Below are 12,939 nucleotides of genomic sequence, written 5' to 3'. Positions count from 1 at the left end.
CAATCCTGAACCGTCCCGGCATGCCGATCCGTCTCCAGTTGCGGACCACAGTGCGACTGCGCCAAACAAGGTCGGCTGGACGATCACGCCGTAGAAGCGCGCCATGTTGCGCGACGGGTCGGCTCACTGAGGACAAAGCATAGCGGGCGGGTCATCGCACATGCCGCAGTCTTGCGAACCGCCTATATGGGGTCCAGCGCCTTTCTTGAATCGCTCATGGCTGAGTGGCTCAAGATATTGATTATTGGTGCCCGTCGATCGAGGCGAGCCGAATTGCGCGGCCTTGGCAGATAGCCGCCAAAAGCCCGGTTTATCGGGCTTTTGGCCAGGCTGGGGAATGGATTTATATTCCATAAGATATGTTATGCGAATAAAGTCGGTAGCGCCACGATGGAAGGGCCACCCCCTCCTCATTGGACGGGGTATCTTTTCAGAGGCGCTGCCTCGGCGCGCGACAGCTCGCGAAGCGATCACCGTCGAGGCGATACAGGTCTAGGATTTGCCGGTCTCCTTGCCAAACACGAACTCACCCGTGGTTCCATCGCTCAAGGTGAAGGAGCCAGACCCGCTCATTAGACTTGGCCCATTGTGAACGGCGGCATAGCCTTTGCGGCCATCGCTGCAAAGAACCGGAACATAGATCCTTTCCCTGACTCCCGACAGAGCATATGTACCGGAGCACGAAAGCCTGCCATTGCTCACCGAGTAGGAGCCCTGGGTTTGCTCTATACGGACAGATCCATGCAAAATTCCACCGAGGCCCTTGCTTATGACGGCAACAGGCAAAGTTTTTACCGTTCCTGGGGAAGTTCGGATCGGAGTTGCACAGCCTCCAAGATTCGTTGCAACAAGAACCGTGGTAATAAGAAGACACGCAACGGCAGGATGAACGCGCATGAGACCCCTCGAGCAAGAGCGAGGGTGAATTCGTACTATGACTGATATCGCAGGGGCAACTGGCTCCTACCGCACTTTGATCTGTGCCGCTTCAAGAACGGGCGGCGTCGATGTCGCCGCCCTCGCCTGGACTGCTTACTTGCGGAGTTCGGTCCAGATCTTCTTGTAAAGTACATCGACCTCCGGAGGGCACATCAAAGCCACGGTGCCGTGCGCCTTGGCTTCCGCGGGAACGACGATCTCCGGGGCGTCCCGCATCTCGGCCGGCATGAATTTTTCCGAGCCCGCGATGCCGTTCGCATAATGGTGGAAGACCGAGTTCAACGCGGCGTTCTCGGGATCCATGATGAAATTCTGGAACAATTTGGCGTTGTCGACATTCTTGGCCTCCTTCAGCACCGCTACATTGTCGGACCAGTAGGTAAAGCCTTCCTTGGGATAGCCGTAATGGATCTCGGGACGCGCGAGGCGCGTGCGCAGGGCCGCGCCGTTCCAGGTCAACGAGGCCTTGAAGTCGCCTGCCCCCATCTTTTCGATGGCATTGTATTCCATGGCGATCCAGTTCGGCTTGGCAGCCGTCAGAAGGTCACGGGCTTTCCTCAATACCTGCCTGTCGCCGGTACATTGCTCGCCGCCGACATAGCGGATGGCGGCTGTAACGACGTCCTTCATCTCCGGAACGACGTTGACCTTGCCCTTCAGCTCGTCCGGCGTCTTGAAGATGATATCCCAGGTGTTGATATCGCCCTTGTATGTGTCGGTGTTGACCACGACGCCGATCGTGCCCCAGGCCCAGGGCACGGAATATTTGCGGCCGGGATCGAAATCGGGATTGGCCCATTCCGGCGTGACGTTCTTGAAATTCTCCATCTGGCCAGGATTGGTTTCCAGCAGCAGTCCCTCCTTGATCCAGATCGGCAGATATGTCTGCGAGGGCACGACGATGTCGAAGCCGGAGCCGCCTTGGCGAGCCTTGGCCAGAGCCGTATCGTTGGAGTCATAGTCGGTGATGGTGACCTTAACCTTGTATTGCTCCTCAAACTTCTTGATGAGCTTGGGGCTGGTGTAGTTTCCCCAATTATAGATGTTGAGCTCGCCTTCAGCGTGAGCAACACCGGTCATGGCAAGAAGCACCAGCACCGATTTCGGAATGGACCATTTCAAATACACGGGGGATTCCCTCCAACACATTGCTCGAACTATCTGCCGTGAGGCGCCCGAACAGTCCAGAGGCCCAGTGTATGACTGTGGAAATATAGTCTGACCTATTTGACGCAGGCCTCGCCTGCGGCCAGATAGGTTTTGGCCAATCCGGAGCAGCGAAGATGGATCGGCTGCGAACTCGACGGTCTATTGGAGCCACAAATCCGGGAGCGCCGCGTCGCGTTTGCCCAAACGAGCCGCGAGTTCAAATGCCTCAGCAACGGGTGCCTCGGCCAGCCCGGCACCAAGCTCAATTTCAAAAAGTTGAGGAAATTGGCGGATCGGGCTGCACCTAGCGCCCAAATCCTGCCAGGGACGCATAGCCGCGCACGACGCGCTCGCGCTCCTCATGGGTTGCGACGGCTTCGATGTCGTCAAAGCCCTCGGGTGCCCTGGCTTCCACCATGTCGATCACGCCTTCCGGGCCGCCCTTGCGGTTTGCCAGGACTATCTTGGCGGTAACGGGCCGCCGCTCTGCATCATAGGCTGTCAAAGCCGCCTCGATCGTATCCGCGGCGCGGAGATGTTGCGACAAGGAGCGGGCATCGAGGATGGCCTGGCTCGCTCCGTTCGAGCCCACCGGATACATCGGATGGGCAGCGTCTCCCAACAGGGTGACGCGCCCGAACGACCAGCGTGGGAGCGGATCCCGATCACAATTGGGATATTCGTAGAATGCGTCCGTACCCTGGATGATCGCGGCTGGATCGACATAATCGAGGTGGAAGCGGTCACGGACGAATGACAGCACTTCTTCGAGCAAGCCCGGCCTGCTCCAGTTCCCCAGGGAGAGCCCCTGCGTCCGATCATGGCCCGCCCGAGCCATCACCGCCCAGTTGGTGAGAAGATTTCCTGAATTTTGTTTATATTTTTCAATTGGATAGAAGACGAACTTCGCAAAGTTTCCACCAGCGATCGCCATGGTGCGGCCGTCCTGCCATTTCGGCCAGGGGGTGGCCCCGCGCCAGAGCATGATGCCGCTCCAGATCGGCTGCCCCTCCCCGGGATGGAGCGCGGCGCGCACCGCCGAATGAATGCCATCGGCACCCACCAGCAAGTCGCCGACCGCTTGTGCCGGCCTGCCGTCACTGTCCGTCAGATGGACCGTGACGGTATCGCTGTTCTGCTCGAAACCGTTCACTCGACATCCCGTGCGGATTGCGCCCGCCCCCATCCGCTCGATCACGGCTCGATGGATCAAGCCCAGCAGCCTGCCTCTATGAATGCTGAACTGAGGCGCGGGAAGGCCCGCCTCGATACCGCGCAACTCACGCCAGACGACCTGCCCGAACCGGTTCGCATAGATCAATTCGCGCGTCCGGACGCCGGCGGCATCAAGTTCGTCGATCAGCCCTAGTTCCGTCAACAATTCAACGGCATGCGGCAACATGTTGATGCCCACGCCCAGCTCTCGAACCTCCTTTGAAGCCTCGAAAATTTCAACGTCGATCCCAACCCGATGAAGGAATAAGGCCGTGGTCAGCCCGCCGATGCCTGCTCCCGCAATCAATGCCTTCATCATTCTTCTCCGTGTTGAGAATATGCATATGACAGCGGAAAACCTACCGCCTCAAGATCCAAGGTCGTCGGTGGTTATCCGAGCCAGCCCGTCTTGCTCTCGCAGCAACGATCCTGGGCACAAATCTTCGCATTCTCCGCCATTGCTTGTTTCGAAGACGAAGCAGCGCGCGCTTTACCGACATCTGGCGAGAGATATTCTCACTTCTGGGCCACCCCTGCCCTGTTCCCTTTGGCCAGTCTCGGCTGCCACGTTGCGCGACAGGGCTCGACGAGGCTAATTGGCTTGCAGGCCGGAGGCACACTGGCATGGCATTTGCGATTAAAACCGAGATACGGGATCCGGACGCGACAAGCTTCAGCTTCGGTGCGCAGAAGACGATGTATGGGGGCAAGCATATCGCTGCCGACGATATCATCTTCCTATTTGCCAGCGAAAATGAGGGTGGCCGGGGGCTGTTCGCCCGCGGCATCGTGATCTCTGCCGAACCGATTGCGAGGAAACAAAATGTCCTGCGGCAAACCCCTCGCGTAAGCATTGTCGTGCGCTGCACGGCGTTCGCCCAAAGACCGCTCGGACGCCGCGAACTCAAGTCTTTCGGCACCTGGCAGGATGGCCAGCCCGGCACAGAGCTCAATATCAAATTCTATCGGCAGGCGACGAACAAGATCGTCGGCATCTCGGACGAGGCAGCAGCTTTCCTCGATCGCTTCTTCGAACATAGCGAGAAGGAGCCAGGGAAGGATCCAGATAAATGATAAAAATCAATTGCTTGCCAGGAAAATATCTTAATCCGAAGCAAATGTAACGGCTTCAGAAAATTTACGCATATGGCTCCGCTTATTCCCAGCGCGCAAGAATATATGATGACGTCCTCACCAACTGCTTCATGCTTCAGGTGTGATCATCCTGCTCGGGCATTTGCCCAAAATAGGCATTGGTCAGAGCCACGACCTCGGTTCTGTTGCGGGCATTCAGGCGCTTCATGATGTTCCTGACATGCACCTTCACCGTGAACTCGCTCATCTCGAGTTCGGCCGCGATCGCCTTGTTCGGCAGCCCCTTGCGGATCAGGCCGATGACTTCAAGTTGCTTTGCGGTCACCAGATCCCGCAGCGATCTCCTGCCGTCAGACAGGGGTGCGGGCTGGGTCCGAGACTGCATCACGCTGTGGGAGGGCACGAACATGCCGCCGCTACGCACCAGGCGGATGGCTGCAATGGCGACATCGACATTGGAATCCATGGCAATGAAGCCACTGGCCCCGTGCTCCAGGGCCTTCGCAACGTCGCCGGCCGATCTCGTATCGGAAATCACCACAACCCGAATGCCGGGTGCGGCGGCCAGCACTCGCCTCACCATTCGCTCGACCGCGATCGTGGTCTCCCGCACGCCCGTGACGCACAATAGGGCGACAGAGGCCCCCTGCCCCTGCCGGCCCCACTGTTCGACGTCGGCATAGCCCTCCACGGCCAGGCCGGTTTCTGAGCCTGTGAGGCAGTGCATGAGGCAGGTTCGGGTCAAGGTATTGGCACAGATCACGACGATATGGGCACTGGCGTCCCGATAGATCTGGGCGACAGGCGCCGACGCCCCATGATCGAGCGGGAGTTCGACAGCGACGTCCTGCTTGTCGCCGACCGGCTCAATCGGTTTGCGGGACGCTGAGGAAGATAGAGTCATATAGCGCGGTCCCAGCAGATTGGTGGAGACTCAACGAAGAGCGGAATCGCCGGCCCGTGCACTTTCGCACAGCCATCGCCTCAGCAGAGCGTGAGGTTGCTTGAACGACAGAGCAATGTCAAATCCGAATATGAAATTGACATTTTAAAGTCCGTGGGTAAAAAGTTACTTCTCAGAGACAGTATCCAAGCTTTCATGCCCAGATCCCTGCATGCCCGCCGTGTTTCGTCAGACAGCCAGGAACGTGGCGTCAAGACGCGCCAAAATCTGATCGAAACGGCCGGGCGGGTCTTTGCCGACAAGGGCTACCATGCGACGACGAGCCGGGAAATTTGCGACCTGGCCGGCGTCAATACCGCGGCGGTCAACTATTATTTCGGCGGCATCCGGCCGCTCTATGAAGCGGCGGTATCGGAGGCGCGGCGCGAGGTCGTCATCCCGCCCGAGGCCTTTGCAGCGATCCTGGAACATGAAGAGCCCCTGGATCAGCTCAAGGCCTATTATGGCTTGATGGCCCGGCGATTGTTGTCACCCGCCGAACGCTCGTGGCAGATCAGGCTGGTCACCCGTGAGATGGTGATGCCCACGGTTTCCGCGCTGATCGTGGACGAGGACTTCCTGGCGCCCCAGGTTCATTGGCTGCGCGATCTGCTTGCGCGCATGCTCAATCGCCCGCAGGACCACCCCGACATTGGAAGGGCAGAACTGGCGCTCAACGCCCCTTTCATGGTCCTGGCAACGGTGGAACGCGGTGTGCTGGAAGCCATCGCCCCGAGCCTGGCGGAGCGTGAACGGGAGATCGAACCAATGTCCCGTGCACTGGAGACATTCGCGCTCGCCGGTCTCCAGGCCCTGGCGCGCAAATGCTCCAGCCACTAGACAATTAGCGCATTCCGTCTTCCGATCGAGCCGAAGGGCGCCAGCTCTCTTACAGGCCGGTTGCCGTGGCAGCTCGATTGCGGCCGGACCTCTTGGCGTCATACATCGCCTTGTCGGCGGCCTCGATCAGTCTTTCGGGCTGGTCGTCGCCAGCGGGAATGTGGGTTGCCCCGCCAACGCTGATGGTGACCTTGTCAGCGATCGGCGAGGCTGCGTGCGGTAGCCCGAGCGCCTCGATCGCCTGCACCACCTTCTTCGCGAGAAAGACGAGATCACCAGCCGGGGTTTGCGGCAGCACCACGGCGAATTCCTCGCCCCCCATGCGTACCGCCAGGTCCTTCGGACGCTGGAAGGCGCTCCTCACCGCCGTCGCCACGGTTTTCAGCACCTCGTCGCCGGCAAGGTGGCCATAGGTGTCGTTATATTGCTTGAAGTGATCGACATCGATGATCAGCAGCGAGATCGGCTCCCTCGCGCGCATGGCCTGGCGCCATTCGGTATCGAGATATTGATCGAAATAGCGCCGGTTGCTGAGGCCGGTCAGGCCATCGACATTGGTCAGGCGCTGCAATTCGAGATTGGTCTCCATCAGCTCCTGCTGGCTTCGACGCAGGGCGCGATAGGCCTCGTCGCGCTGGATCTGGGTCAGATAGGCAGCCGAATGGTAGCGGATACGGGCAATCAGCTCGATCCGGTCGGGCAGCTTGACGAGGTAGTCATTGGCGCCAATGCGAAAGGCTTCGCTCTTGACGGTCGCCTCCTCCTCGGTCGAGAGCACGATCACGGGAATGGCCTTGGTGGCGGGATCGGAGCGATACTGGCGGACCAGCGTCAGGCCGTTCACGTTCGGCATCACCAGATCCTGCAGGATCACCGTCGGCTTCACCCGCTTGGCGACGGCCAGGGCTTCCAGCGGGTTCGAACAATAGTGCAATTCGATCTCGATCTCGTCGATCAACGCCCGGCGAATGGCTTCGCCGACCATGAGCTGATCATCGACCAGAAGGACCATGACCGACTGTTGGATGGTGTCGAGGGACGCGGCGCCGTGGGATTTGACGTCTGCTGGCTGGCTCATGGGGCAATTCCTCTTCTCAGGCGCGGAGAGCCGAGCAGCTCGGTCAGACGCGGGGCGATTCTGTCCAGCGGCAGAATGTCCGTCGCGGCATCCAGGGCGGCAGCCGCCTTCGGCATGCCGTAGACTGCGCTCGTGGCCTGATCCTGCGCGATAGTGTGATGTCCAAGTTCGCGGAGCGCTTTCAGGCCGCGCGCCCCGTCCGATCCCATGCCGGTCAGCAAGACGCCGGTCACGGGGCCAGCCCACAAACGCGCGACGCTGTCGAAAAAGACGTCTACGGACGGCCGATAGACCTGATCGATCGGATTGGGAGTATAGCCCAATTGTCGGTTTACCTTGAAAACCAGATGATTGTCGGTGCCGGCAACCAGGACCTGCCCCGGCAAGGCCCGGTCCCCCTCGCCTGCCAACTGGACTGGAAGGGGGGAATGCTGGCTGAGCCAATTGGCAAGCCCCGGCGCAAAGCGGGCATCGACATGCTGAACGATAACGATGCTGGCAGCGAAATTGCCGGGCAGTCCTTTCAGAACGGTCGCCAACGCGGTAGGGCCGCCGGCCGACGCTCCGATCGCGACAAGGTGCTGGGCCTGTGAGCGGGCATGGTCGACTGGCTTTTGCCTGGCATTGCCTTCATTGACCAGATTGGCGATCACATCGATTTTCGCCAGCAGAGGACGCGCGCCCCACCGTGTCTCGCGCGAGCCGAGCAGCGGCGTGTCGACCGCATCGAGAGCTCCCTCCCCCATCGCCGCGAAAACCCGGCCCGCATTGGTCTCGACATCGGCGGTCACGATCAGGATGGCGCAGGGCGACTGGGCCATGATCCGACGGGTGGCTTCGATCCCGTCCATGCGCGGCATGATCAGGTCCATCAGCACGAGATCGGGTCGGTCCCGGCTGCACAGCTCCACCGCCTGCACGCCGTCGGCTGCGACCCAGGCAAGCTGATGCTGGGGCGCCATGGCGAGTACCCGGCGCATCGCTTCCACCGCCAGGGGCAAATCGTTGACGATCGCGATCCTCATGCAACAGCCTCGCCAATCAGATCCACCACCGCGTCGATCAAAGTATCATCCTGGAAACTGCCTTTGGTAAGATAATAATCCGCTCCGGCATCCAGGCCGCGCTGGCGATCCTCCGCTCGATCCTTGTAGGATACGATCATCACTGGCAAGGATTTGAGATCCGGGTCCTGCCGGATGCGGTGAACCAGTTCGATCCCGTCGATACGCGGCATGTCGATGTCGCTGATGAGCAGATCGAAGCGGCCATTGCGCAAGGCATTCCAGCCATCCATGCCGTCGACGGCCACTTCGACCTCATAGCCGTGATGATCCAGCAATTTGCGCTGTAATTCGCGCACGGTGAGGGAATCGTCGACCACGAGCACGCGCTTGCGCCTTTCCTCCTGCCGGCCTACCAATTTCCGCCCGACCTGAGCAAGCTGATCGGCGGAGGAGAGCTTCTCCATGGAGCGGATGATGTCCTCCACGTCGATGATCAGGAGCGGCGAACCGTCCTCCATCAGGGCGGCGGCACTGATATCCTTGATCTTGCCGAGGCGCGGATCGAGCGGCTGAACCACGAGTTCGCGACCGCCGAGGAAGCGCTCGACCACCAGGCCATACATGGCGCCGGGGCTGCCGACCACGACGATGCGCAATTCGCCGTCCGCATTGTCCGCCGGCGCGCAGCCGAGAACCTGATCCGCGCCGACCACTCCGACCAGTTGTCCATCCAGGCTGAAATGCTGCCGTCCTTCCAGGGTCTGCACCTGATCGCTCGCGATCTTGATGGCGCGTACGATATGGGCGAAGGGAAAGGCGTAGGGTTCGCCGCCGATTTCCACGATCAGAGAACGAACCACCGAAAGCGTGAGCGGCAATTCCAGCTTGAAGCGTGTGCCTTCGCCGAGTTCGGAGGTTACCCGCACCAGGCCGCGGACCTGGCGGATCATCTCCTGCACGACGTCCAGCCCTACCCCCCGCCCTGAGATGACGGTGACTTCTCCCTTCATGGAGAAGCCGGGCAGGAACAGGAATTCCAGCAACTCCTGGGCACCGAGTTTGCCTGCCGTATCGGGGCTCGCGAGGTTGCGTGCAATCACGGTTTGCCGGATCCGTTCGAGATCGACGCCGCGCCCGTCGTCGGAGACGGTGATCTGCAGCGTGCCCGCCCGATGCGAGGCTTCCAGACGCACCACGCCTTCCTCCGCCTTGCCGGCGGCAAGCCTCTCACGGGGGCTTTCGATGCCATGATCGAGGGCGTTGCGCAGGAGATGGCCGAGCGGAGCGTCGAGCCTGTCCAGGATGTCCCGATCCACCAGCGTGCGCTCGCCAACGATCTCCAGCCTTACTTTCTTGTCGAGTTCGCGCGCAATGTCGCGCACCATGCGAGGATAGGCAGCGATGCCGTCGGAGAAGGGACGCATGCGTATCGCCAGCGCCTGGTCGTAGAGCCGGTGGGCGAGCGTGGTGGCCTGATGGTCGGTGGTTTCCAGTTCCCCCAGGCGTTGAGACAGATGCTGCCGGCATTCCAGAAGGCGCTGCTGAGCCTTGTCGAGAGCCATCCTTGCCCGTTCGTCCAAGGCGTGGGTCGGCAGGATGGCGCGCAGCGACTCCAAGGCGGTGGCGGCTTCGAGCTGAAGGCGCTTGAGACGCTGCAGGGATTGGCCAAAGGGCCCCAACCACCGCGACTCGACCAGCGACTCGCCGGCAAGGTCGAGAAGCCGGTTGAGATTTTCGGCACTGACCCGCAAAGCGCGGTCGGTCGATGCGGAGGCCGCGTCGTCGGTTGCCGGCACGGGCATGGGGGCGGGCTCGGATACCGGCGCCGGCTCGGGCGTTTGCGGGCCTGCGTGCGGCGGCTGGTTGAGCTCCAGCACGAACTGGTCGGCTTCGGCCTGCCAGGCCTCGTCTCGTGAGCCACTTTCGAGATCCGGCGATCTGGCAAAAGACAGGAGCAGGTCGACGCCGCGCAGGAGCACGTCGATGCGGTCATGATCCAGTCGCGCGCCGTGCTGCTGGGCCAGGACGAAAAGATCTTCCATTGCGTGTGCAATGGTCACGGCGGCATGGATCTCGACGATGCGGGCAGCCCCCTTGAGAGAGTGCGCAGCTCGCATGCAGGCCTCGATCTGATCGGCCCGCATCGGGTCCTTGTCGAGCGTCAGCAAGGCCGTCGTCAGGGCTTCGGCCTGTCCTTCCGCTTCGATGCGGAACAGGTCTCGCATGGAGAATTGGCTGAGATCCTGGGTCATCGTGCCAATCCTCGACCGAGAGCCTCAAACAGTGCATGCTCATCGAGCCGGCCGACACTCCTGTCGCGCCAGGACAGCAATCCCCGGGTGAAGCCGGAGCTCGACTGGGCCACGGTTGCCGGTACCGGCTTCAGATCCGCCTCCGTATAGAGATGGGTGTACTGAACCTCGTCGACCGGAAAGGCAAAGCGCGAACCGGCGTGGTGCGCGACGATCAGCCGACCCTGCGGCGAATTCTGTTCCGCGCCGATGAGCAACTGGGCGATCGAGACGCAAATCACCAGTTCACCCCGCACATTGACCAGGCCGAGCAGCGCGGGATTGCGCCGGTGTGGCAGCGAATGAATGGGGCGCAGGCCGGTCACCTCGTCCAGCACCAATGTGGGCAGAGCGAACCATTCGCTGCCCAGGCGGAAGACCAGCACCGATTGGGAATGCGACGAACGCGCGATTATGCCCGCTCCGGCCGGTGTAACGGCGGCTTCCCCTCCCTCGGGAATGTCGCGATCGAGCAGCTGAGAGGCCGCTCGTGAAAACACCTCGCAATTGTGGCAATGCGCATGACGCCGAAGTTCGGGGCACGATTTGTCGCCCCGTACGCCGATCCGTTGCCAGCAATTGTCAATCGCCGCAGAGGGCGCGTCGAAGGCCAGGCTCGTCATCGCACTCTCCGTTTGTCCAGACGTCGCAGGCGCTCATCAAGCAGTTTGGCACCGCCATGGTCGCCCTGTTTCTTGAGCAGGAGGGCGAGATGGCCGAGCGCCTCGGCATTGGCGGGATCCAGATAGAGGGCCTTGCGGTAATAGCGCTCCGCCGCGCCAAGATCGTTGGAGGCATCGCTGATCAAGCCCAGCAGCGCGAGAGCATCGGGGGTTGCGCCGTCCCGACGGATCAGCGCTTCGCATCCCAGTGCGGCCTCCTGCAGCCGCCCCCGATCCGCCAGGAGGCGCAGTTCCTCGAGATTTGGCAGCGCTGCTTCCCTCTTCTCCTCGTGCCGAGGGGATTGAGGCAGAACGGGCCTTGACTTCGCCAATGGCGGCGGTTCCCGCCGCGGCCGATGTATGGGCGGCGATGGCACCGGCCGGGCTTGGGTGGCTCCCGGCTTGGCACTTTCCCTGTGAAAGGCGAACGCCATCGGAATCTTGGCCGAGGTGAAGCCGTTGGCTCCCATCAGCCCTGCCTCCGAATGGCCGACAAAGGCAATGCCATCAGGCGCGAGCAAGCGTCGGATCACGCCGATGACATGCTTTTGCGTTGCTCCATCGAAATAGATCAGCAGGTTGCGACAAAAGACGAAATCGTAGCCTGCCGGATCGGCATGGAAATCCGGGGCGACGATATTGCCCTGGCTGAATTCCACGGGAGCACGAACGGCGTCCCGAAGCCTATGCCCATCCTTCGTAGCGTCAAAATAGCGGTCGCGGAAAGCCAGGTTTTGTCCCCGGAACGAGTTGCGGCCATAGACGCCCTGCCTGGCAAGGGCGAGCGAACGAGCGCTGAGATCGATGGCATCGATGCGGAATTGCCCGGCAGTCAGGCCCGCGTCGAGCAGCGCCATGGCGATCGTATAGGGTTCCTCTCCGCTCGAACAAGGCAGGCTGAGGAGCCGCAAGGGGCGAATGGCATCCGCTTGGGGGAGGCCGCGCATCACCAGCCGTGCCAGGGCTGCAAAGGCCTGGGCATCGCGAAAGAACCAGGTTTCGGGAACGATGACCGCCTCGATCAACTCCTGCACTTCCTCATCGGAATTCTGCAGCAGTTCCCAATAGGCCTGGATGTCGCCGAGCTTGCATGCCTTGCAGCGCGCCGCCACGGCGCGCTCGATCGCCGACGACCCAATCGAGGCCGCGTTCAGCCCGATGGCGCGTCCAAGGAATTGTTCGAAGCGCGGGTCGCTCATTGGCTGGTGACCGGCTGGCCGCGAATGGCCGCCAGAAGCGCGACAGGAAGCAGGTCTTCCAGTTCCACACGCTGAACCAGGCCATGCGGACCCGGGGCGAAAGGGGCGAATTCCGCCGGATCCAGCCGCAGCATCTCCGTGGCTTTTTCTGCGATCAGACCCAGCAACACTGTATCGTCCTGGGGGTGGCGCATGACGATGATGCGGGTGCTCAAGCGCCGACGCGCCGAGCGGCCGAGTTCGAGGGTACACAGATCGATGACCGGTACGAAGCGGCCGCGATATTCGAAGGAGCCGGCCACCGCGTCCGGCGCCCCACGCACCTTCTTCAATTCCGTCAACGGCACGACTTCGACGATCCGCTCGATCGCCATCGCAAAGCCTTCATCGCCGATCCGGAAGTAGAGGAAGAGCATTCTCGGTTCCGTCGTTCCTGGAGCAAGGTACGCTTTGGCGAAAGCGCATGGCAGCTCCAACTCCTTGTTTCCGCACGCCGTTGCGATCGCGACGAATTCCGTCCT

General features: G+C 61.3%; 11 protein-coding genes. 2 read left to right on the top strand and 9 right to left on the bottom strand.

What is annotated here, in order from left to right:
- Positions 1 to 1,032: 1,032 nt before the first annotated feature.
- Positions 1,033 to 2,088: an ABC transporter substrate-binding protein gene (locus ABXS05_RS14455; protein ID WP_437178663.1), complete on the bottom strand. Its 1,056-nt coding sequence runs from the start codon at positions 2,086 to 2,088 to the stop codon at positions 1,033 to 1,035.
- A gap of 304 nt (positions 2,089 to 2,392) precedes the next feature.
- Positions 2,393 to 3,619 carry a flavin-dependent oxidoreductase gene (locus ABXS05_RS14450; RefSeq protein WP_367624383.1) on the bottom strand — a complete coding sequence of 409 codons (1,227 nt, stop codon included), beginning with the start codon at positions 3,617 to 3,619 and terminating at the stop codon, positions 2,393 to 2,395.
- Positions 3,620 to 3,927: 308 nt separating this feature from the next.
- On the opposite strand from ABXS05_RS14450, the gene ABXS05_RS14445 reads away from it, so the two are divergent.
- Complete coding sequence (locus ABXS05_RS14445; protein WP_367624382.1) at positions 3,928 to 4,377, top strand: hypothetical protein; 450 nt, start codon at positions 3,928 to 3,930, stop codon at positions 4,375 to 4,377.
- 136 nt (positions 4,378 to 4,513) lie between these two features.
- On the opposite strand, the gene ABXS05_RS14440 is transcribed toward ABXS05_RS14445, so the two are convergent.
- Positions 4,514 to 5,302, bottom strand: coding sequence for a LuxR C-terminal-related transcriptional regulator (locus ABXS05_RS14440; protein WP_311941275.1), 789 nt, complete (start codon positions 5,300 to 5,302; stop codon positions 4,514 to 4,516).
- Positions 5,303 to 5,497: 195 nt separating this feature from the next.
- On the opposite strand from ABXS05_RS14440, the gene ABXS05_RS14435 reads away from it, so the two are divergent.
- Positions 5,498 to 6,181: a TetR/AcrR family transcriptional regulator gene (locus ABXS05_RS14435; RefSeq protein ID WP_367624381.1), complete on the top strand. Its 684-nt coding sequence runs from the start codon at positions 5,498 to 5,500 to the stop codon at positions 6,179 to 6,181.
- A gap of 49 nt (positions 6,182 to 6,230) precedes the next feature.
- Here the strand turns inward: ABXS05_RS14435 and ABXS05_RS14430 are convergent, their stop codons facing one another.
- The 6 genes from ABXS05_RS14430 to ABXS05_RS14405 are packed head-to-tail and all read right to left on the bottom strand — an operon-like array spanning position 6,231 to position 12,834.
- Positions 6,231 to 7,259: a diguanylate cyclase domain-containing protein gene (locus ABXS05_RS14430; protein WP_367624380.1), complete on the bottom strand. Its 1,029-nt coding sequence runs from the start codon at positions 7,257 to 7,259 to the stop codon at positions 6,231 to 6,233.
- Positions 7,256 to 8,284 carry a chemotaxis response regulator protein-glutamate methylesterase gene (locus ABXS05_RS14425; RefSeq protein ID WP_311941284.1) on the bottom strand — a complete coding sequence of 343 codons (1,029 nt, stop codon included), beginning with the start codon at positions 8,282 to 8,284 and terminating at the stop codon, positions 7,256 to 7,258. Before ABXS05_RS14425 ends, ABXS05_RS14430 begins: the two co-directional genes overlap by 4 nt.
- Positions 8,281 to 10,518, bottom strand: a complete 2,238-nt coding sequence (locus tag ABXS05_RS14420) for a hybrid sensor histidine kinase/response regulator (RefSeq protein WP_311941287.1) — start codon at positions 10,516 to 10,518, stop codon at positions 8,281 to 8,283. The genes ABXS05_RS14425 and ABXS05_RS14420 overlap by 4 nt, the downstream gene beginning before the upstream one ends.
- Positions 10,515 to 11,180, bottom strand: a complete 666-nt coding sequence (locus ABXS05_RS14415) for a chemotaxis protein CheW (protein WP_311941290.1) — start codon at positions 11,178 to 11,180, stop codon at positions 10,515 to 10,517. The genes ABXS05_RS14420 and ABXS05_RS14415 overlap by 4 nt, the downstream gene beginning before the upstream one ends.
- Positions 11,177 to 12,418, bottom strand: a complete 1,242-nt coding sequence (locus tag ABXS05_RS14410) for a CheR family methyltransferase (RefSeq protein ID WP_367624379.1) — start codon at positions 12,416 to 12,418, stop codon at positions 11,177 to 11,179. The genes ABXS05_RS14415 and ABXS05_RS14410 overlap by 4 nt, the downstream gene beginning before the upstream one ends.
- Entirely contained in the window at positions 12,415 to 12,834 is a 420-nt protein-coding gene (locus ABXS05_RS14405) for a chemotaxis protein CheW (RefSeq protein ID WP_367624378.1), read from the bottom strand. The genes ABXS05_RS14410 and ABXS05_RS14405 overlap by 4 nt, the downstream gene beginning before the upstream one ends.
- Positions 12,835 to 12,939 lie beyond the last annotated feature (105 nt).

The organism is Labrys neptuniae (genome assembly GCF_040797145.1).
Taxonomy (GTDB): domain Bacteria; phylum Pseudomonadota; class Alphaproteobacteria; order Rhizobiales; family Labraceae; genus Labrys; species Labrys neptuniae.
This window is presented reverse-complemented; position numbering and strand designations above follow the sequence as displayed.